The 22,094-nt window shown below is 50.0% G+C and carries 13 protein-coding genes; 6 read left to right on the plus strand and 7 right to left on the minus strand.

The features are described 5' to 3' along the window. Positions 1-5 precede the first annotated feature (5 nt). From sufD to sufB, 3 genes are read right to left on the minus strand one after another with little or no spacing between them, the layout of a single operon-like run. On the minus strand, positions 6-1,358 hold the full coding sequence (sufD, locus tag P1P86_11495; protein ID MDF1575801.1) for a Fe-S cluster assembly protein SufD: 1,353 nt from the start codon (positions 1,356-1,358) through the stop codon (positions 6-8). Continuing rightward, complete coding sequence (gene sufC, locus P1P86_11500) at positions 1,345-2,103, minus strand: Fe-S cluster assembly ATPase SufC (GenBank protein MDF1575802.1); 759 nt, start codon at positions 2,101-2,103, stop codon at positions 1,345-1,347. Before sufC ends, sufD begins: the two co-directional genes overlap by 14 nt. A 28-nt stretch (positions 2,104-2,131) precedes the next feature. Beyond that, positions 2,132-3,577 carry a Fe-S cluster assembly protein SufB gene (gene sufB / locus P1P86_11505; protein ID MDF1575803.1) on the minus strand — a complete coding sequence of 482 codons (1,446 nt, stop codon included), beginning with the start codon at positions 3,575-3,577 and terminating at the stop codon, positions 2,132-2,134. Between the two features lie 144 nt (positions 3,578-3,721). Between sufB and thiL the strand changes: the two genes are divergently transcribed. Then, on the plus strand, positions 3,722-4,759 hold the full coding sequence (gene thiL / locus P1P86_11510; GenBank protein MDF1575804.1) for a thiamine-phosphate kinase: 1,038 nt from the start codon (positions 3,722-3,724) through the stop codon (positions 4,757-4,759). A 20-nt stretch (positions 4,760-4,779) separates the two neighbouring features. Here the strand turns inward: thiL and lpxA are convergent, their stop codons facing one another. Genes lpxA through P1P86_11530 form a run of 4 tightly spaced genes read right to left on the minus strand, consistent with a single transcriptional unit; the run spans position 4,780 to position 9,302 of the window. Continuing rightward, on the minus strand, positions 4,780-5,571 hold the full coding sequence (gene lpxA, locus P1P86_11515; protein MDF1575805.1) for an acyl-ACP--UDP-N-acetylglucosamine O-acyltransferase: 792 nt from the start codon (positions 5,569-5,571) through the stop codon (positions 4,780-4,782). Beyond that, entirely contained in the window at positions 5,564-6,967 is a 1,404-nt protein-coding gene (locus P1P86_11520) for a bifunctional UDP-3-O-[3-hydroxymyristoyl] N-acetylglucosamine deacetylase/3-hydroxyacyl-ACP dehydratase (GenBank protein MDF1575806.1), read from the minus strand. Before P1P86_11520 ends, lpxA begins: the two co-directional genes overlap by 8 nt. A gap of 22 nt (positions 6,968-6,989) precedes the next feature. Next, positions 6,990-8,045, minus strand: a complete 1,056-nt coding sequence (gene lpxD / locus P1P86_11525) for a UDP-3-O-(3-hydroxymyristoyl)glucosamine N-acyltransferase (GenBank protein ID MDF1575807.1) — start codon at positions 8,043-8,045, stop codon at positions 6,990-6,992. Between the two features lie 21 nt (positions 8,046-8,066). Then, a complete protein-coding gene (locus P1P86_11530) occupies positions 8,067-9,302 on the minus strand; it encodes an HD domain-containing protein (GenBank protein MDF1575808.1) in 1,236 nt (411 codons plus the stop codon). A 168-nt stretch (positions 9,303-9,470) separates the two neighbouring features. Here P1P86_11530 and rimP point away from each other — a divergent pair, with 168 nt between their 5' ends. From rimP to sprA, 5 genes are read left to right on the plus strand one after another with little or no spacing between them, the layout of a single operon-like run. Continuing rightward, positions 9,471-9,896, plus strand: coding sequence for a ribosome assembly cofactor RimP (rimP, locus tag P1P86_11535; protein MDF1575809.1), 426 nt, complete (start codon positions 9,471-9,473; stop codon positions 9,894-9,896). 15 nt (positions 9,897-9,911) lie between these two features. Beyond that, positions 9,912-11,147, plus strand: coding sequence for a transcription termination factor NusA (gene nusA, locus P1P86_11540; GenBank protein ID MDF1575810.1), 1,236 nt, complete (start codon positions 9,912-9,914; stop codon positions 11,145-11,147). 6 nt (positions 11,148-11,153) lie between these two features. Beyond that, positions 11,154-14,075, plus strand: a complete 2,922-nt coding sequence (gene infB / locus P1P86_11545; protein MDF1575811.1) for a translation initiation factor IF-2 — start codon at positions 11,154-11,156, stop codon at positions 14,073-14,075. Positions 14,076-14,135: 60 nt separating this feature from the next. Next, the gene (gene ruvA, locus P1P86_11550; protein ID MDF1575812.1) at positions 14,136-14,717 is read left to right on the plus strand and encodes a Holliday junction branch migration protein RuvA; all 582 of its coding nucleotides are present in this window, start codon (positions 14,136-14,138) and stop codon (positions 14,715-14,717) included. Next, complete coding sequence (sprA, locus tag P1P86_11555; protein MDF1575813.1) at positions 14,717-22,087, plus strand: cell surface protein SprA; 7,371 nt, start codon at positions 14,717-14,719, stop codon at positions 22,085-22,087. Before ruvA ends, sprA begins: the two co-directional genes overlap by 1 nt. Positions 22,088-22,094 lie beyond the last annotated feature (7 nt).

Consider the following 22,094-nt stretch of genomic DNA (forward strand, 5'->3'; position numbering starts at 1 on the left):
ATGGTTCAATCCTCGCAGTGCATGGCACAGTTGTTACATCTGGAAAGCTCTCCACGAAGCCGTTTGCTCACCAGATCCGTAATTCTTTCCTGCAGGGAGGCTTGTTTTATTTTCGAGATGACATCCCAGGTGAAGGCATCCATTAACATCAGGCGGCTCTCATCTTTCGGAATTCCACGCGACTGCAGATAGAAGAGGGCCTCTTCATCCAGTTGTCCCACCGTGGCTCCGTGACTGCATTTTACGTCGTCGGCATAGATCTCCAGACGCGGTTTGGTATGCATTTTCGCCGTATCGGTAAGTAAGATATTGTTATTGGTCTGGAAGGCCTCGGTCTTCTGGGCATCGCGATGCACATGGATTTTTCCGTTAAAGGCACCCGTAGAAGAGTCGTCCATCACCCCCTTATAATACTGATTGCTGATGCATCGCGGCTGGCTATGGTCGATCACGGTATAACTGTCCACATGCTGCATTTTATCGCAAAGGAAGAGCCCCAGTGCACTGCTTTCTGCTCCCTCGCCCTCCAGCTTGATCCGCAGGTTGTTCCGGACAATCCCCCCGTGCAGGGTAATGGTTCCGTGCTGGCAGCGGGAGTCCTGTTCCTGCCGGATCCAGGTATTGGTTACCTGGCAGGAGTTGTTGTGTTCGTTTTGCAGCCTTAACAGGTCCAGGTCGGCATTTTCACCTGTGTACACTTCTGAAACAGAATTGGTCAGAAACAAATGGGGAGAGAGGGTGTGGTCGCAAATGATCACCTGTGCAGTGGCCTGGCTCTCCAGTACGAAAAGGTTTCGATGCTGTACCATCTGGTTTTTATCGGACAGCAGCAGGTTAATGATCTGGACGGGTTTCTCCATGCTTACGCCTCGGGGGACAAAAAGAAAAACTCCGTCCTGTGAAAAGGCTGTATTCAGCGCCACAAAGGGTTCTCCGTCCGTGGGAGCGTTCCTGCCCAGGTGCTTTTCAACCAGTTCGGGATATTGAGTCATGGCGGCTTTTAACCCCCCGTAGATAACGCCGTTATCCAGCGTGGTAAGAGCCTCTTCTCCCGGATGGTGGTAGAAGCCGTTCAGTACGGTCAGGACGATGGAGTCGAGCATGGGGACATCGCAGCGGAAGATATCCGCATCATCATAATGAATGTTTCTGGGCTGAAAATCGAAGGAGAGCTCCCCGTCAAACACAGGTTCCAGATGGATATACTTATAAGCTTCCTCTTTACGGTGGGGGAAACCCGATTGCCTGAACGATTCGATAGCCGACTCGCGAAGGGTCCTCATGTAGGGCCGGTCATCCTGTCCGATCTGTTTTTTGTTCTGTTGAAACAGCTCCAGGTATTTATCAAGCGTTTGCATCTACCTCCTGTTTGATCCAGTCATAACCGTGTTCTTCAAGCTCTTTGGCCAGAGATTTATCGCCCGATTTAACGATGCGCCCTTTGTAGAGTACATGAACAAAGTCGGGGACAATATAATCCAGCAGTCTTTGGTAGTGGGTAATAATGATGGTGGCATTTTCCGGAGAACGGAGCTTGTTCACCCCGTTGGATACAATGCGGAGAGCATCAATATCGAGTCCCGAATCGGTTTCGTCCAGAATGGCCAGTCTGGGCTCGAGCAGCGCCATTTGGAAAATCTCGTTCTTCTTCTTTTCGCCTCCCGAAAATCCTTCATTCACCGAGCGGTTGGTCAGGTCGGAATCGATTTCCACGATCTGCTTTTTCTCGCGCATCAACTTCAGGAAATCGCCTGCAGGCAGGGGCTCCTGCTCCCTGTATTTTCGCATGGAATTAATGGCCGTACGCAAAAAATTAACCATGCTTACCCCGGGGATCTCCACGGGATACTGGAATCCCAGAAAGATGCCCTCGCGGGCCCTGTCCTCCGGGGAGAGCTCTTCCAGGTCTTTCCCTTCATAAAGGATCTTTCCGTGTGTGATATTGAAATAGTCCCGTCCGGCCAGTGCGGAGGCCAGTGTACTTTTACCTGAACCATTGGGTCCCATGATGGCATGTACCTCCCCGGCCTTAACCGACAGATTGATCCCTTTGAGGATCTCTTTCCCTTCTATTTCAACTCTTAAATCCTTTATCTCTAACATATGTTTGTTCTTCATGATTCAGTAAATTCTATCCCACACTCCCTTCCAGCGTGATGGCCAGCAATTTCTGTGCTTCCACGGCGAATTCCATGGGCAGTTTATTCAGCACCTCCCTGGCATAGCCGTTTACAATCAGGCTGATGGCATTTTCTGTATCGATGCCCCGCTGGTTGCAATAGAATATCTGGTCTTCGCCGATCTTGGATGTAGTGGCCTCGTGTTCCACTACAGCACTTTTATTGTCCACCTCCAGATAGGGAAAGGTGTGAGCTCCGCATTTGTCGCCCAATAGCAGGCTGTCGCACTGGGAGAAATTCCGGGCATTATGAGCTCCCTTCAGGACCTTTACCAGTCCGCGATAAGAATTTTCACTCTTTCCTGCACTGATCCCTTTGGAGATAATGGTGGAACGGGTATTTTTTCCGATATGGATCATCTTGGTGCCGGTGTCGGCCTGCTGGTGGTTATTGGTAACGGCAACTGAGTAAAATTCACCGGTCGAGTTATTTCCCCTGAGGATGCAGCTGGGATACTTCCAGGTGATGGCAGATCCGGTTTCCACCTGGGTCCAGGAGATTTTGGAGTTGTCCCCCTTGCATATGCCGCGCTTGGTCACAAAATTGTATATGCCGCCTTTTCCCTCCTTATCGCCCGGGTACCAGTTTTGCACTGTCGAATATTTGACCTCGGCATTTTCCATGGCCACGATCTCAACAATGGCTGCGTGCAGCTGGTTCTCATCACGCATGGGTGCCGTGCATCCCTCCAGATAGCTCACATAAGAATCGTCCTCTGCCACAATCAGGGTGCGCTCAAACTGACCGGTATTGGCTGCATTGATCCTGAAATAGGTAGAGAGTTCCATGGGACAGCGAACCCCCTTGGGGATGTAACAAAATGACCCGTCGCTGAATACAGCAGAATTGAGCGCTGCAAAGTAGTTGTCGGTATAGGGAACCACCGAGCCCATGTATTTTTTAATCAGGTCGGGGTGGTTTTTGACGGCATCACTGAAGGAACTGAAAATGATTCCCTTGTCAGCCAGGGTGTCCTGGAAAGTGGTTTTTACCGAGATGCTGTCCATAACTGCATCCACGGCTACTCCGGCCAGCTGTTTTTGTTCCTCCAGCGGGATCCCCAGCCTGTTAAAGGTGTCGAGCAGCTCCGGGTCGACCTCGTCCATGCTTGTGTATTTGGCTTCCTGCCTGGGAGCGGCGTAATAAATAATATCCTGGTAATTGATCTCGGGAATCCTCAGATGGGCCCAGCTGGGCATTTTCATGGTTTGCCAGTGCCGGAAAGCCTTCAGCCGCAATTCGGTGAGCCACCCGGGCTCTTCCTTTTTGGCCGAGATCAGCCGGACCACCTCTTCGCTCAATCCCTTGGCGATGGTGTCGGTATCAATCATGGTTTGAAATCCAAACTTGTAATCGCTACCTGTTACCTCATTCAATATCTTCTCCTGATCTGTCACTGCTTCTCTGGTTTTGGGTATTGGCTGGCCCGGACTAATTGTAAATAAGATTAATTTAAAATTGGGACCCAAATATACAAAAACTTGTTCTTACATTTGTATTACAACAGGGCGATTGAATTGTTCAGGAAATTAACTTCTCTTATGACTTCAAAAAAGATCCGTACAATTGAAGAGCTGGGTGAATTCGGGCTCATTGACCACCTTACCTCGGGTTTTTCAAGCAAGCAGGAAAGCACCTATCTGGGCGTGGGGGACGACGCCGCCATTATCAATCACGGGACCTATCTCCAGGTGGTCACCACGGATCTGCTGTTGGAAGGGGTTCATTTTGACCTGGTTTATACTCCCCTGAAGCACCTGGGATACAAGGCGGTTGTGGTGAATCTTTCTGATGTTTATGCCATGAATGCGGCTCCACGTCAGATCACGGTTTCCCTGGGGATCTCGGAGAAGTTTTCGGTGGAGGCGATGGAGGACTTCTACAGTGGTGTGAAACTGGCCTGTGAGCGCTTCAAGGTGGACCTGGTTGGGGGGGATACTTCCAGTTCCATGACCGGACTGCTTATATCGGTGACAGCCATCGGGACGGCCCTGAAGGAGGAACTGGCACTGCGCAGCGGGGCCAGGAATAATCAGCTGATCTGTGTTACAGGCGATCTGGGTGCTGCCTTCATGGGGCTAAAAATCCTGGAGAGGGAGAAGCTGCTTCATGCCGAAGACCCTGAATTCCAACCTAAGCTCAGTGGCTATGATTATATCCTGGAACGCTATTTGAAACCAGAACCCAGGGTCGATGTCTTGTTGGCCCTGAAGGAGGCCGGGATTACACCCGGAGCCATGATTGATATCTCGGACGGACTTTCTTCAGAACTGCTTCATATCTGCAAAGCTTCCGCTTGCGGGTGCCAGGTTTATGATGAGCGCATCCCTATTGCCGATGAAACCAGGGAGGCCGCTGCAGAATTTCAGATGGAGCCTCTGGTGGCTGCCCTGCACGGGGGAGAGGATTACGAACTGTTATTTACGGTTCCCCTCTCCGCTTACGACCAGGTTTCGGCCATTAAGGGGGTGAGTGTGATAGGAAATATTACGGACAAAAAGGGCTCGGCGCTTCTGGTGGGCAATGATGGAAACGCTATCCGGCTGGAGGCCCAGAGCTGGAATGCGACCGGGGATTAAATGCTAAGCTCCGGAGGTATTTACGCCTCCTTCCCGTCAAAATATCCTCTGATAATTCCTCGTTTTGAAGCTCGGATAAACAGAATGATCTCGTCTCTTTCCTTGGAGGCGGGCAGGTTGGCTTCCACAAATTCAAGGGCATCGGAAATATTCAATCCACGCTGATAGATGATCCGGAATACCTCCTGAATCGCATAAATGGTTTCATTGGCAAAACCCCGGCGGCGCAAACCAATAGAATTAATCCCGGTAAAGGAAATGGGCTCCCTTCCTGCCATGGCAAAGGGAGGAACATCCTTGCTCACCTTGCTGCCACCCTGGATCATCACATGGGCTCCGATCCGGACAAACTGGTGGACCAGGCTGCCCGGACTGACGATGGCCCAGCTGTCCACTTCCACCTCACCGGCCAGTCCGGCATAGCTTCCCAGGATCACCCGGTCCTGCAGGATGCAATCGTGGGCAATATGTACATAGGACATAATCAGACAATCCCTGCCAACCATGGTCCTTTCCCTGGCCTTGGTACCCTTGTTGATGGTTACATATTCGCGGATAATGGTATTGTCGCCTATCTCTACCGTGGTAACTTCACCTTCATACTTCATGTCCTGCGGATCCCCGGATATCACTGCACCCGGATATATCTGGACATTCTTTCCTATTCTGGCCCCATTCATGATGACGGCATTTGGACCGATCCAGCTTCCGGAGCCGATTTCCACATCTTCATATACGGTGGCAAATGCCTCGATTTTTACATCTTTGGCGATTTTGGCCCCTGAATGAATGTTTGCCAGCTTATCAATCATTTTTTTTTGTTTTTAGGATCTGTGCCATCAGTTCCCCTTCCATGACCAGCTGGTTTCCCACAAAAATTTCGGCAAACATCAGCGCGATACCACGCCGGATCGGTTCAAGCAGATCCATCTTCAGGATCAGGGTATCGCCGGGGACCACTTTTCTTTTGAACTTTACCTTATCAATTTTAAGGAAATAGGTGGAGTAGTTTTCAGGATCGGGCACCGTTCCAAGAACCAGGATTCCGCCCACCTGTGCGGCTGCCTCAATCTGAAGCACTCCAGGCATCACCGGCTCGCCCGGAAAATGGCCATTAAAGAAGGGTTCATTGGTGGTTACGTTTTTTATGCCCACTACCGATTTCTCATCCAGGTGGATCACCTTGTCGACCATCAGGAAGGGATAGCGGTGCGGCAATCTCTTTTTTATTTCATTGATATCGATCAGCGGTTCCGCATTGGGATTATAAACCGGCACCTGTTTTTGGAGTGCCTCCTTTTTCATCACCTGGCGGAGTGCCCTGGCAAATTCGTTATTGCTCAGATGCCCGGGCCGGGTGGCAATGACTTTGGCCTTGAACCATCGCCCCACCAGCGCCAGGTCGCCGATCAGGTCCAGGAGCTTGTGCCTGGCAGGTTCATTGGGAAAACGCAGATCCACATTGTTCAGGATCCCTTCGGGCTGCACACTGATATGCGGTTTATTGAACAGATCGGCCAGACGGTCCAGCTCTTCCTGCTCCCATTTCCGGTCCACAATCACAATGGCGTTGTCCACATCCCCACCCTTGATCAGGTTGTTCTTGGCCAGGAACTCCAGTTCGTGCAGGAAAACGAAGGTGCGGCAGGGGGCAATTTCTTCTTTAAAATTTTGCAGTTCCTCCAGAGAGGCATACTGATTCCCCAGCACATGAGAGTTGTAATCGATCAGCACATTGATGCTCTGGATCTTATCGGGATAGGCGATGATATGGATTCCCTTTTCCTCATCGTAGTATTCCACCTTCTCCTTCAGAATGAAATATTTTCGGTTGGTGTCCTGGTCGACGGCCCCAACCTTATCAATAGCTTCAGCAAATTCCCGGGCGCTGCCGTCCAGTATGGGTGCTTCGGGGCCATCCACCTCCACCAGCACATTGTCGATGCCCATGCCCACAAAAGAGGCCAGCACATGTTCGATGGTGGAGATGCGGGCACCATTTTCTTCAAGTACGGTTCCCCTGGAGGTTTCCACCACATTTTCGGCCAGAGCATTAATCAAAGGCTGCCCGGGCAGGTCGGTGCGCTTAAATATATAGCCATGGCTGTCGGGTGCCGGGCAAAAGATCATATTGACCTCCACACCGGTGTGCAGACCCTTGCCTTTGAAGGAAATAGGTGCTTTTAAGGTTCTCTGTTTTTCCGCCATAAATCGCTGCAAATATATAAAATTAAGATAAACCTGATTTACCTGGCGATGTAAGCTTCTCCACTTTCCTTTCCAGTTCGTTGATTTGCTCCTTTATTTTTGGCAGGTTCCTGAACAGCAGATAACTGCGCTGGTAGGGTCCGAACTCAAAGGCAGGCGATCCCTGGATCACGATTCCCTCCTGTTTGATGTCCTTGGTGATACCCGACTGAGCTGCAATTTTGACGCCACTGGCAATGTTGATGTGTCCGATGAGACCCACCTGGCCGCCAAACATACAATTTTTACCCACTTTGGTAGAACCGGAAATACCACTCTGAGCTGCAATGACCGTGTTTTCATCCACTTCGGCATTATGGGCGATCATTACCAGGTTATCGAGTTTCACTCCTTTCCGTAGAATGGTAGCGCCCATGGTTGCACGGTCGACGGTGGTATTGGCCCCGATCTCCACGTGGTCCTCCAGGATCACCTTGCCCACCTGTGGTATTTTCTCATAATTGTTTTCCTGGTTGGGAGCAAATCCGAAACCGTCGCCCCCTATGATGGCCCCGGCGTGGATGGTGCAGTGGGCCCCGATCTCGCAGCCTTCGTAGATCTTTACCCCGGGGTGGAGAATGGAACCCTCGCCGATCCTTACATGGTCTCCTACATAGACCTGCGGATAGAGTTGTACCCCGTCGCCCAGGGAGACATTATCCGAAATAACTGTAAAGTCGCCCACGTACAAATCTTTTCCCAGTGAGGCTGTATCCGAAATGGAGGCCATTTTACTGATCCCGCTCTTCCTGGGTTTGCTCTGCTCGTAAAGCCTCAGAAGTGCTGCAAAGGATTCGTATGCGTTATTAACTCTGACCAGGGTGGCACGGATTTCTTTATGGGGCCTGAAATCAGCATTTACGATAACAATGGAAGATTGAGTATCGTAGATATATTTCTCATATTTCGGATTGGCCAGGAAGGAAAGGGTTCCGGGTTTCCCTTCTTCGATTTTACTTATGTCGCTAACACTGGCCTCGGGATTGCCTTCTACCGATCCTTTCAGGAAATCAGCAATAACAGCTGCAGTAAAATTCATTCAGATTGTTTTAATAATTACTTAATTGAGTGCTTTCTCTTTGATGAAACGGGGATAACAGAGGAAATATTTGCGAACTGTTTTCGATAATACCGAGATATTCAGAATATCAGAGGCATCTGCGATATCGCGGGTGTTCCCGCTTTTATCCATGATGGTGATCCGGTCGTCCATATCACTGTATGCATAGTTACTGATGCTGTCCGATACTACCAGGTATTCGGCCTCACGGGAGCTGATGGCAAGCTCTTCTGCAACCCGGTCCCTGAGCTTTTTCACAAGATCAGCCCGATAGGGCTGGTTATCCAGCTCAACCGAGAAGAGCCTCCTGTTGACCAATCCGTTTGCTAACATAGACAATACACGGTCGGAATTGTTGCACCAGACCTTTGCCGAAGCCATAATATCATCATCGTCCAGCCGGGCAAACTCATCCAGTGAGATCTTCTTGTGCTCTCCCAGAAAGTAGAGCAGGGCAGGGGTGGCAAATAGTTCAACTCCCATGGCAGTAAGAGCCTGCGCTCTGCGCAGGAGCATAATCAGGATCTGTTCCGAGGCGATGACAGTCCGGTGAAGATAGACCTGCCAGTACATCAGTCTCCGGGCTATCAGGAATTTTTCAATGGAATAGATCCCTTTCTTTTCCACCACCAGCTGGTCGTCCCGCACATTCAGCATCTTAATGATCCGGTCCGATCCAATCACCCCTTCCGTGACCCCGGTAAAAAAGCTGTCGCGTTTCAGATAGTCGAGTCGATCCATGTCGAGCTGACTGGAAACAAGCTGGTGCAGAAATTTTTTGGGATAGCGGTTCCTGAAAATTTCAATGGCCGGGGATAGTTCGTTCCGGAACTCACGGTTGAGTTGTTCCATAAACATCAGGCTGATTTCCTCGTGTGGAAGATGGTTGAACAGACTGTTTTCCAGGGAGTGGGAAAAGGGTCCGTGTCCGATATCATGCAAAAGGATAGCTATGGTGACTGCTTTGGCTTCCTCATGGCTGATGGCGTGACCCTTGGACCGGATCACTTCGATGGCCAGTCCCATCAGGTGCATGGCTCCAACTGCATGCTGGAAACGGGTGTGGTTAGCTCCCGGATAGACAAAATGAGTCAGTCCGAGTTGCCGGATTCTTCTCAATCGCTGAAAAAGGGGATGTTCTATCAGATCAAATACCGTATCGAAAGGGATTTTGATAAACCCATAAACAGGATCATTGATAATTTTCAGCTTATTGGTGGAAGAATGATTCCCCATCTGGGTCCTTTGTGAGACAAAATTATGTTTTTATTGCTATAATCGGGTTTATATCAGCGAAAAAACAAACAGTTCTTTGTAAATTTCATGATTATTAGTACTTTTGCGCTGTCGTTAGGAGATATGTGTTCTAGGGGGCTTTTGTCCCCTATTTTGTTACCTGAAAAAATGATTACGACGGAGCATATAAAAGAGTTGGTGGTGCAACACATCCGGGGATCAGATATCTTCCTGGTGGAGATAGTTGTGAAACCCGGGAATTTGATTACAGTACAGCTTGACAGGCCGGAGGGAATCTCCATTGATGAGTGTGTGTCTATCAGCCGGTTCCTGAATGAATCGCTGGACCGTGAAGTGGAGGATTATTCTCTGGAGGTTTCATCACCGGGACTGGGAGGTGCCTTCCGGGTCAGGCAACAATATGAGAAGAATCTCGGTCGTGACATTGAGGTGCTTTATACCGATGGGATCAAGGTGACAGGCAAACTGGAAAAAGTAGGGGACAAAGGGATTATTCTGAACATAAACGGAGAGAACGAGGAGATTGGTTTTGAAGAGATCAAAACCGCAAAAGCAATAATATCATTTAATTGATTCAATGGAATAGCGATGGAAAATCTTAATTTGATCGAGACATTTTCCGAATTTAAGGAATTAAAGAACATCGACCGTGTGACCATGATGAGCGTCCTTGAGGATGTATTCAGGGGTATGCTGCTGAAGAAATACGGAACCGATGAAAATTTCGACATCATCATCAATATCGATAAGGGGGATTTCGAGATCTGGAGAAACCGTGAGGTGGTCGACGATGATGATCTGGAAGATGCAGCCCTGCAAATTGCTCTCTCAAAAGCGAAAGAGATTGATGATGATTACGAGGTTGGGGAAGAAGTAACCGATGAGGTGAAGCTTGGAGATTTTGGAAGAAGGGCTATCCTGGCACTGCGCCAGAACCTCTCTGCAAGGATCATGGAGCTGGAAAAGAACCATTTATATAATAAATACAAGGATAGGATTGGTGATGTGGTTACCGGCGAGGTCTACCAGGTATGGAAAAGAGAAATCCTGATTCTGGATGATGAAGGAAACGAATTGATCCTGCCCAAAGCCGAACAAATTCCTTCGGACTATTTCCGGAAAGGAGACACCATCCGGGCAGTTGTGATAAAGGTGGATATGCGCAATGCCAATCCGCTGATCATTCTTTCGAGGACCTCCCCTGTGTTTTTGGAGCGTTTATTTGAGCTGGAGGTTCCTGAAATATTTGACGGACTGATCACCATTAAGAAGATTGTCAGGGTACCGGGCGAAAGGGCCAAGGTGGCTGTGGAATCTTACGATGAAAGGATTGATCCGGTGGGCGCCTGTGTGGGCATGAAGGGATCGCGCATCCATGGCATCGTCAGGGAACTGAAGAATGAGAATATTGATGTGATCAACTTCACCAGCAATATTCAGTTATTTATTACACGGGCGCTGAGTCCTGCCAAAATCACCTCCATCAAGCTGGATGATGAGGTGAAGCGTGCAGAGGTTTACCTGCAGCCCAAAGAAGTAAGCCTGGCCATTGGGAAGGGAGGCCTGAATATCAAACTGGCCAGTCAGCTCACCGGATATGAAATTGATGTATATCGTGAATCCGACGAGGATGACGAGGATGTGAACCTGGAAGAATTTGCTGATGAAATTGAGAGCTGGGTACTGGATGAACTGAAAGCCATAGGATGCGATACTGCCAAGTCGGTATTGAACCTGAGCGTGGCTGACCTGGTTAAAAGGACTGACCTGGAAGAGGAGACCATCACGGACCTGGTCAATGTGCTTAAAGCAGAATTTGAATAGAATTATATGGCTGAAACAAAGGCAACAAGACTTAGTAAAGCTGCCCGGGAGTTTAACGTAGGGATTTCAACCATCGTTGAATTTCTTGGGAAGAAGGGACATGTGATCGATTCCAATCCTAACAGTAAACTGGAACCGGAGCTGTATGATCTCCTTCAGGAGGAATACAGTTCCGATCTGAATGTGAAGAAGGAATCGGAAAAGCTGATGCTTAAGAACCTCAGAGACAGACAGGAGTCTCTCTCTTTGGAAGATGTTCCCGAAACAGCCGAGCAGGAGGAGCCCGAAGAGTTAATTATTACGGACCATACGACAGGGACGGCCGATAAGGTCTCCTCTGTCATTGAGGAAAATGCCCCTGTGGCCAAAGAGGAACCGGAACCTGAAAAAGAGGAGCCAGTTGTTGAACCCCCCGTGGAAACGGAGGAGAAGAAGGCTGACGGGGCTGAGAAAAGCGAAGAACCCGGCGAGAACGGGCCGGAGGCGGAAGAAGTGGGAAGCGGCCCCAGGGTGGTTGGGAAAATCGATCTGGATTCCATGAATCAGAAGACGAGGCCCAGTAAAAAGCCCAAAGCCAGGAGTGAGGAGCCTGAAAGTAAGAAGGAGGAGGAAAAGGCCGATCAGGCGAAAGCAGTTGAAGCTGTTTCCAAAACAGAGGAAGAGAAGGAAGTCAAAGAGGCTCCCCCTCCGGAAGAGGAGAAGGTGGTGGAAGAACAGCCTGAAAAAGTCGAAGAGGCAGCCTCGGAAAAGGATAAAGCCAGGACGGAAGAGGAACGGAACCATATTCCCACACGAGTGGCGAAACTGACCGGCCCCACGGTGGTTGGGAAGATTGATCTGCCTGAAAAGAGGGTAAGCAAGAAGAAGCCGGTAGCATCGAGTAAGGAGGACCTGCATCTCGATCAAAAGAAAAAGAGAAAAAGGATCAAAAAGGAGACCGGACCGGTCGACTTTGATAATCAGGCTAAAGCCGGCGGAAGAGAAAAGGGAGGAAAGAAACGAAAGCGTGCCTCCAGGCCGGAGGTGAATGAGGAGGATGTTCAAAAGCAAATTAAGGATACCCTGGCCAAACTGACCAGCAAGGGTACAAAATCCAGGACCTCCAAATACAGGCGTGAGAAGCGTGATGCCGTTCAGGCCAAGTTGCAGGAGGAGAGTGATCAGCTGGAACAGAGAATGAATGTCTTGCAGGTTACAGAGTTTGTATCTGTTAACGAGCTGGCCACAATGATGAAAGTTCCTCCTACAGAGGTTATACAGACCTGTATGAACCTGGGGCTTTTTGTCTCTATAAATCAACGCCTCGACGCGGAAACCATGTCCCTGGTGGCAGATGAATTTGACTTCAAGGTGGAATTTGTAAGCGTGGATCTGGTGAAATCCATCAAGGAGGTGGAGGATGCCCCCGAAGACCTGGTTCCCCGATCACCTATAGTGACAGTGATGGGACACGTAGACCATGGAAAAACAAAACTACTGGACGTGGTTCGTCATGCCAATGTGGTAGCCGGAGAGGCCGGCGGAATTACACAGCATATCGGGGCCTACAGCGTAACCCTGGAGGATGAGCGGAAGATCACCTTCCTGGACACGCCCGGTCACGAAGCCTTTACGGCCATGCGTGCCAGGGGTGCCCAGATTACCGATGTGGCCATCATTGTGGTGGCTGCCGATGACGGAGTGAAGCCACAGACCGTGGAGGCCATTAATCATGCCGCCGCCGCTGGTGTTCCCATTGTTTTTGCCATCAATAAGATCGATCTTCCGGCCGCGAATCCGGAAAAGATCAAGGATGAGCTGGCTCAGATGAACTATATGGTAGAAGACTGGGGAGGTAAATACCAGAGCCAGGAGATCTCGGCCAAAGGAATTATTAATATTGAGGAGCTGCTGGAGAAAGTACTGCTGGAAGCAGAGCTTCTCGATCTGAAGGCTAATCCCAATAAGTCCGCACGGGGTACCGTGATCGAATCGACCCTCGACCGGGGAAGGGGCAATATCGCTACCATCCTGGTTGAATCGGGTACACTTAGAATCGGAGATGTGGTGCTGGCCGGACAACATTATGGCCATGTGAAAGCCATGTTCAATGAAAGAGGAAAGAAGATCGAGGAGGCCGGACCTTCTACGCCCGTTCTGATCCTGGGTCTGAATGGGGCCCCACAGGCAGGAGAGAGTTTTAATGTGATGGATACCGATAAGGAAGCCAAAGATATTGCAAACAAGAGGGAGCAGCTGCAGCGTGAGCAGGAACTGAGGACCACGAAACATCTGACTCTGGATGAAATTGGACGCCGGATTGCCCTGGGTAGTTTTCAGGAACTGAATGTGATCGTGAAAGGGGATGTGGACGGCTCCATTGAGGCGCTCTCAGACTCCCTGATTAAGCTAAGCACCGAGGAGATTCAGGTCAATATCAAACATAAGGCCGTGGGACAAATCTCAGAATCGGATATCCTGCTGGCTGCCGCATCCAATGCCATTGTAATCGGGTTCCAGGTGAGGCCATCGCTCAGTGCCAGAAAGCTGGCCGAGAAGGAGCAGATCGACATTCGCCTCTATTCCATTATCTACGATGCTATCGGAGAGGTAAAAGCGGCCATGGAGGGCATGCTAAGCCCGGAGATCAAGGAGGATATTATCGGAACCCTGGAGATCCTGGAGACCTTTAAGATCACCAAGGTGGGAACCATCGCTGGATGTATGGTCCGGGAAGGCAAGATCAGGCGTAACTCCAAGGTGCGGCTTATCCGTGACGGTATCGTTATCTATAGTGGAGAACTGGGCTCCTTAAAGCGTTTCAAGGATGATGCCAGGGAGGTGGTTTCAGGTCTGGAATGTGGACTTAACATTGAAAATTTCAATGATATCAAAGTGGGGGATATGGTCGAGGCTTACGAAGAGACCGAGATGAAAAAGACCCTCTAGCTCTCATACGGATATTATCCCGGAGAGTATTGTTATATTAGCATACCAAAACCAAGAGGTATGTATGAATATATCGAGGGGGAATTTGTTGAGAAAAGTCCGGCACATATCATTGTACAGGCAGGTCACCTGGCTTATTTTATTCACATTTCCGTTTTTACCTACAGCCAGATCAGCAGCCAGCCGGCCGGAAAGATTTATCTGCATTTTGTAGTCAGGGAAGATGCGCAGATCCTCTTTGGATTTGGCAGCCGCGAGGAGAGGGAAATCTTCCGGATGCTTATTTCGGTATCGGGTGTGGGGGCCAATACGGCCCGCCTGATTCTTTCCTCTCTGTCACCGGAAGAGATCACTCAGGCCATCCTGGCAGGAAATGTCTCCCTTTTGCAGGGAATCAAGGGCATTGGTGTTAAATCTGCTCAACGAATCATTGTGGATTTGAAGGATAAGGTCGGCAAAGGTGCGGGAATTGATGAATTATTCTTTTCACAGAACAATACCAGTCGTGAAGAAGCGTTATCTGCTTTAGTAGCACTGGGTTTTCCAAAGAAAACTGTTGAGAAGATTCTGACCCGTATTTTATCAGAGCAGCCCGAGCTTTCTGTTGAGGAGGTGGTGAAGGCTGCCTTGAAGTTTATGTAGTGAACCATCGGTATAACCACATATTTCTGATACTCATTGGATTCTTGCTGGCTTTGGGAGCCAGTGCCCAGGATTCAACCCTCCATTTCCCCTTCTCAGACAAGGGCTCTTATCCCTTCTCCTTTTCGGAACAGAGTTCGCCTCTCTACCTGAAAAACCCGTCGAACATTAACTCCAGGGTGGTTTATGATCCCCTGACCGGGAAATATGTTTTCACCGAAACCATAGGGTCCTGGAATTACAGGAACCCCTCCCAGATGACCATGGAACAGTATGCCGCTTATGACCTGAAGCAGCAGGTAAACGACTACTGGAGATTAAAAGCGAGTGGTTCTTCCCTGGATCAACAACTCTCGTTTATCCCCCCCATTCAGGTGGGCGGGGAGGCATTCGATAAACTGTTCGGATCTAATGTGATCAATATTGTTCCATCCGGTTCGGCCGAGCTGATCTTCGGATTTAATCTGAGCAAACAGGATAATCCCAATATTAATGAGCGGCTCCGGTCGGTTCCCTCCTTTACTTTCGATGAAAAGATCATCATGAATGTGGCAGGCTCCATTGGAGATAAGATGGCCATGGATATCAGTTACAATACGGAGGCCACCTTCGATTTTGAAAACCAGACCAAGCTGGAGTATTCAGGGAAAGAGGATGAGATCATCAAGAAGATCGAGGGCGGGAACGTAAACCTTCCGCTGCCCGGTTCCCTGATCAGCGGCAGCCAGAGCCTTTTTGGCCTGAAAACGGAACTGCAATTCGGGAAAATGACCGTGACCAGTGTTTTCTCCCAGCAGCGGGGCGAGTCGTCGGTCATTAATGTACAGGGTGGGTCGCAGCTTAGCGAATACTCCGTTACGGTGGATGACTACGATGCCAACAAGCACTTTTTTCTATCCGAATATTTCCGCGAAAACTATAACCAGGCACTATCCCGTCTGCCCATCATTACTTCCGATGTCTCCATCACCCGGATCGAAGTGTGGGTGACCAATAAAACAACCAATTTCGAGCAGTCCAGAAACATTGTAGTGGTCAATGATCTGGCCGAACCCTATCCCAGGTATTACGACCGCGATCCGGGCCAGACGGGATCATACCCCAGGAATGAGCTGAACAATGCTTATGTGGAGCTGACCACCACCCATTCGGCAATCAGGGATATCAAGAATGTAACCAGCGAGCTCGAGGGGGCGGGCCTGGTCCTGGGAACCGATTTTGAGAAGATTGAAAATGCCAGGTTACTCTCGCCCAGGGAATACACCTTCAACGACAAATTGGGTTATATCTCGCTGAATACAGCCCTGAATACCGATGAGATTCTGGCCGTGGCCTATGAATATACCTACCGGGGACAAACCTTCCGGGTGGGAGAGCTTTCGGAGTCCAGCGGTATCAGTGCGCCTTCCTCGCTGATGATGAAATTGTTAAAGCCTACGAATTTCACACCAAGGAGCTATACCTGGGACCTGATGATGAAAAACGTCTATGCCCTGGGAGCTTACCAGGTGAACGAGGACGAGTTTACCCTGGATGTGCTGTATCGTGACGATAAAACTGGGAACGCCGTAAACTACCTGCCCGGCGGGGACCTGGACAAGACCATTTTGATCCGCCTGCTGAACCTGGATAACATGAATTCGCAGCGTGATCCCTATCCGGACGGGGTCTTTGACTTTATAAGCGGAATTACCATCAGTCCCTCCAACGGACGGGTTTTTTTCCCACTGCTGGAACCTTTCGGGTCGGACCTGACAAAGATCCTGACCGACAGCCTGGATGCAGAGGCTGCCGGGGAAGCCATAGAAAAGTTTGTATTCCAGGAGCTCTATGATTCCACCAAGACCAAGGCCCAGCAAATTGCAGAGAAGAATAAATTCCTGATCGCAGGAGAATACTCCTCTTCCAGCAGCTCGGAAATCATGCTGAACGCCATGAATGTGCCGCAGGGATCGGTGAAGGTATCTGCCGGGGGACGGGAGTTGATGGAGGGAGCCGATTATACGGTGGATTATATGCTGGGACGGGTTACCATCATCAACCAGGGGATCCTGGAATCGGGCACACCCATCCGCATCTCCCTGGAGAACCAATCGCTGTTTAATTTCCAGACCAAGACCCTGGTGGGGACCCACCTGGATTACCGGGTGACGGATAAATTTAACCTGGGGGCCACCGCCATACACCTGACCGAAAGACCGCTTACCCAGAAGGTGAATATCGGGGACGAACCTATTTCTAACACCATCTGGGGCCTGAACGGGAACTACAGCACCGAGTCGCAGTTTCTCACTACCCTGGTGGATAAACTTCCCTTCCTGGAGACCAAGGCTCCCTCCACCATTACCATTGTGGGTGAGTTTGCTCAGCTGATACCGGGACACTCCCGGGCTATTGAGAAAGAAGGGAATGCATATATCGATGATTTTGAGGGTTCCGAGACCTCTATCGACCTGAAACAGTTCTCTTCCTGGAAACTGTCCAGTACGCCCCGCGGTTTTTTCCCGGAAGCGGAGTTGAACAATAACAGGGCCTATGGATACAACCGGGCCAGACTGGCATGGTACCACATCGATCCGCTCTTTGTGAATCCCGACTCCCGTACGCCTGACTATATCAAGGCCAATCCCGATTATATGTCCAGTGCCTATGTGTACGAGGTGTATGAGCAGGATATTTTTCCAAACAAGGAATATCAAAACGGGATTCCCACCAGGGTCAGCGTGCTGAATCTGGCCTATTACCCCGGGGAGCGGGGACCCTACAACTATGATTTTGAGCGGATCGGACCGGAGGGAAACCTGCTGGAACCTGAAGAGCGATGGGGAGGGATCATGAGAGAAATCTACTCCAGCGACTTTGAGAAGGCCAATGTGGAGTTTATCGAATTCTGGCTGATGGATCCCTTTGCCGAGATGCCCAATCACAGCGGCGGGGAGCTTTTTTTTAACCTGGGGAATATTTCTGAGGATGTATTGAAGGACTCCCGAAAGGTCTTTGAGAACGGACTGCCTACCTCGGAAGTGGTTGAGAAAGTGGATACCACAGTCTGGGGCCGGGTACCCCTTACGCAATCGATGGTGCCGGGTTTCAGTGCGGGCGATGAAACCCGCAAGTATCAGGATGTGGGTCTGGACGGTCTCTCTTCGAAATACTCCGACGATGAGGTTGCCTTATTTTCGAAGGAACCGGATGATTTTTTGAATCAGATTGAAGCACGCTTCAATAGCGGATTATTAAGCGCTGAAGCCAGAGATGCCCTCTTCCAGGACCCCTCGTCGGACGATTACATGTATTACAGGAGCTCGCTTCATGATGCAGCCAGGCTGGATATCCAGAGCCGCTACAAGAAGTATAACAACCATGAAGGGAACTCGCCCAGTGACCTGGATAACCAGGAGTCGTACCCCACTTCGGGAACCTCTCTTCCCGACATTGAGGATATCAACCGCGACAACACACTCAGTGAGGGAGAAAGTTACTATGCATACCGGGTCGATATCAACCGGAACGAGCTGGAGGTGGGGCGGAACCATATCGTTGACAAGGTCGTGGATAAGGTCAACTATGAGAATGGGGAGAAGGCCGATGTAACCTGGTATCAGTTCCGGATTCCCATTTACGACTATGACCAGATTGAAGGAGATATTTCCGATTTTAAAACCATCCGCTTCATGCGCATGTTTATGACCGGTTTTGAGGATACGACCTTTCTGCGCTTTGCAAAGCTGGATCTGGTGCGCGGGGAATGGCGACGTTACAAGCTTCCCCTGGCCCAGGGTGGTGAGGACTGGACCGGCGTGGAGCCTCCCCAGGGGGCCCTGGCTATATCGGCCGTGAATATTGAAGAGAATGCGGGTAAGGAGCCGGTCAACTATGTGCTGCCGCCCGGATTCACGCGTCAGATCGACCCCATGCAGCCTCAGCTCAGGCAGCTGAATGAACAGTCCATTGTCCTGAAGGTGAATGAGCTGGCCGATGGAGATGCCCGGGCCGCCTATAAAAATACTGAACTGGATATCAGGCAGTACCGGAAGATCCGGATGGAGGCCCATGCGGAAGCCTTTCCGGGTGACGTGCTGGAGCACAATGAGCTGGTGGCCTTTATCAGGCTGGGGACCGACTATAAAAACAACTATTATGAATACGAAGTTCCTCTAGAGCTAACCCCGCCGGGAAGGTATGATAATGACAGTGAAAGTGACCGCTTAATGGTATGGCCGGCGGTGAATAAGTTTGAGGTGGCCCTGGATCTGTTCACGGAGGTCAAACAGGCCAGGAACAGGGCCATGAGTGATCCGGAGAGCGAAGTGACCATCAGTTCGGTTTATTCAGAGATAGACGAGAAGGGAAACCGGATCTCCGTAGCCGGGAATCCCAATATGAGCAGTATCCGGACCATCATGATCGGGATCCGGAATCCCAAGGCCGGGAATAATCCCTATGGCCCGGACGATGGCTTACCCAAATCGGGTGAAATCTGGCTGAACGAGTTGCGACTGACCGATTTCAATGAGAGCGGCGGGTGGGCCGCCAACGGCAGGGCCACCCTGAAACTGGCCGATTTTGGAAATGTCACCATTGCCGGGAACACAAGTCAGCCAGGCTTTGGAAGCATCGAACAGAAGGTCCAGGAACGTCAGCGGGAGCAGGTCATTCAATACGATGTTTCCTCCAACCTCCAGATGGGGAAATTCTTTAAACAGGAGAGCGGGGTCAATATTCCGGTCTTTGCAAGCTACTCCAAGGCCATCGTGAATCCCGAATACAATCCTCTTGATCCTGACATTCCCCTCAAAGAGGCCATTGAGGAAGCGGAGACCAAGGCCGAGCGCGATTCCATCATACGAAATGCCAGAGATTTGGTGGAACGTAAAGCTTTTGCTGTCACCAATGTGCGAATGAACAAGTCGGGTACCAAGAAGCACTTCTACAGTCTTTCCAACTGGTCCACTTCTTTCTCCATGAATGAAATGATCAGCCGGAACCCCAACCTCAACTATTACAATACCAGGAAGGTCAGGGGAAACATCAGTTATAATTTTAATGAAAGGCCCAGGAATGTCCAGCCTTTTAAATCGGTTAAATGGATGAACTCGGAGTGGCTGAGACTGGTTAAGGATTTTAATTTCAATTATACCCCTTCAAGGATTTCCTTCCGCACCGATATGGACCGTTACTACCTGGAGAAAGAGGTCAGGAACATCAACAATCCGGACTTTTACGTGGAACCCACCTTTAAGAAGGATTTCTACTGGAACCGCTTCTTTGATCTGAAATTTGACATCACCCGGAACCTCAGGTTCGACTTCTCCTCCACCCATAATGCCAGGATCGATGAACCCGAGGGCCGCTGGAACTACGACTATGAATGGGATGCACTGCGCGACACTATCCTGGGTTTTGGACGGGCGACCAGCTATTTTCATCAGTTTAATGCTTCCTATACCATCCCCATCAATAAGATACCGCTGCTGGACTGGACCTCGGCCAATGCACGCTATGGAGGGACCTATGGTTGGGACGTGGGTCCCATTATCCCCGATGATCCGGTATATGGGCCCATCAACCTGGGCAATACCATCAAGAATTCCAATACCATTCAGTTGAACGGACAGCTGAATTTTGTGAACCTCTACAATAAAATTCCCTTCCTGAAGGATATTAATGATAAATACCGCAATGCCCGGACCAGGGCCAGGGAGGCGGAGACCAGGGTAAAGACCCGCATTTTCACCCAGGAGAATGTATACCTGAGGGAGGGGCGTCCCCGTTTTGTGGTGCATAATCTGAAAACGGAAGTGGTCTCGGTGGAGGTTTTTGACGAGAACAACCAGCCCGTGGAGGTCGAGAGTGAGATACTGAGCGGGACACGGATCAGGATTACCTCCGCCAGGGCCGTGCGCGATGCCCGGATCACGGTGACCGGAACCATTGAAAAAGGAGAAAGCCCCCTGATCTTTATGGCTGAATCGACCCTGAGGATCCTGATGAGTGTTCGCACCCTGAACCTGACTTACTCCAGAAGCGGGGGGACCCTGCTTCCTGGCTACAATTACGGAATAGATAATTTTGGATTCGGAACCCATATGTCGGGTGGAACGATGGAGCCGGGCTGGGCGTTTATTACGGGCTGGCAGGAACGTGATTACGCCTATAACTCTTTTGGAAGGGGCGCACTTACCACCGACCAGAACCTCAATGAACCCTATGCCATGAACCATACGGAGCGCTTTACCGCCAGGATGACCGTGGAACCCTTTAATGGATTGAAAATCGACTTAACTGCCAACCGGATGTATTCTTCCAATTTCACGGAATATTATTCCGCCAATCCGGATGGCTCGCTGCCCGCCGATTCGGCCCGTGGAAGAGTTTTCAGTGGAAACTTCAGCATGTCCTATATCTCCCTGGGAACAGCGTTTGAAAAGATCGATGACAAGGTGGAGTCGTCCGAATCCTTCGGCCTTCTGAAGAATGAATACAGAAAGACGATCTCGCAGCGTCTGGGGAATGATTATTATGAACGTACCGGGGTGTTGTTGCCGCCCGACAGCAGTAACACAGAGTATGTGTCCGGGTACGGGCCGACCTCCCAGGAGGTTCTGATCCCGGCTTTCCTGGCCGCATACGGAGGGAAATCGCCAGGTCATATTACCACGAATGCCATTAAATCGATTTTGGAGATTTTGCCCAACTGGCAGGTGCGTTTCGACGGATTGGGTAAGATTGAGGCGCTGCAAAAGTATGTAAATTCCATCGTCATGAATCACTCTTACCGTTCCACCTACAGCGTAGGTTCCTTTATTAACAATCCTTTTTATGTGGCCGATACCATTAGCGGGGTGCCTATTATGGTCGACCTGCAGGGGAACTTCATGGTCGAGCAAAATATCAATACGGTAAGCATCAACGAAAACTTCAGTCCCCTTTTCGATATTAACCTGGATTGGAAAAACAGCCTGACCACCCGGGTGGAGTATAAGCGTTCCCGGACGGTGGCCATGAATATGTCCAATACCCAGGTCAATGAGGTGAATAGTGGAGAATTTATTGTCGGGGCCGGTTACAGGTTTAATGAGGTTCCTTTAATAATTAATCAGAAGGAATTTTCCAGCGATCTGAATATTCGTTTCGATCTTTCCATGCGAAATAACCGGACGGTGATCCGGAAACTGGAAGACCTATCCGGAAGCGAGATCACGGCCGGGCAGACCATCTTCAGCCTGAAAGCCAGCGCCGATTATATGCTGAGTGATAAGTTTACCATCCGGGCCTTCTATGATCAGCGGCTTACAACCCCTTATATATCGAATAGTTATCCAAACGCCAACTACAATGTGGGCTTCAGTATGACCTTTACTCTGTAGCCAGTTT

The organism is Bacteroidales bacterium (genome assembly GCA_029210725.1).
Lineage (GTDB): Bacteria > Bacteroidota > Bacteroidia > Bacteroidales.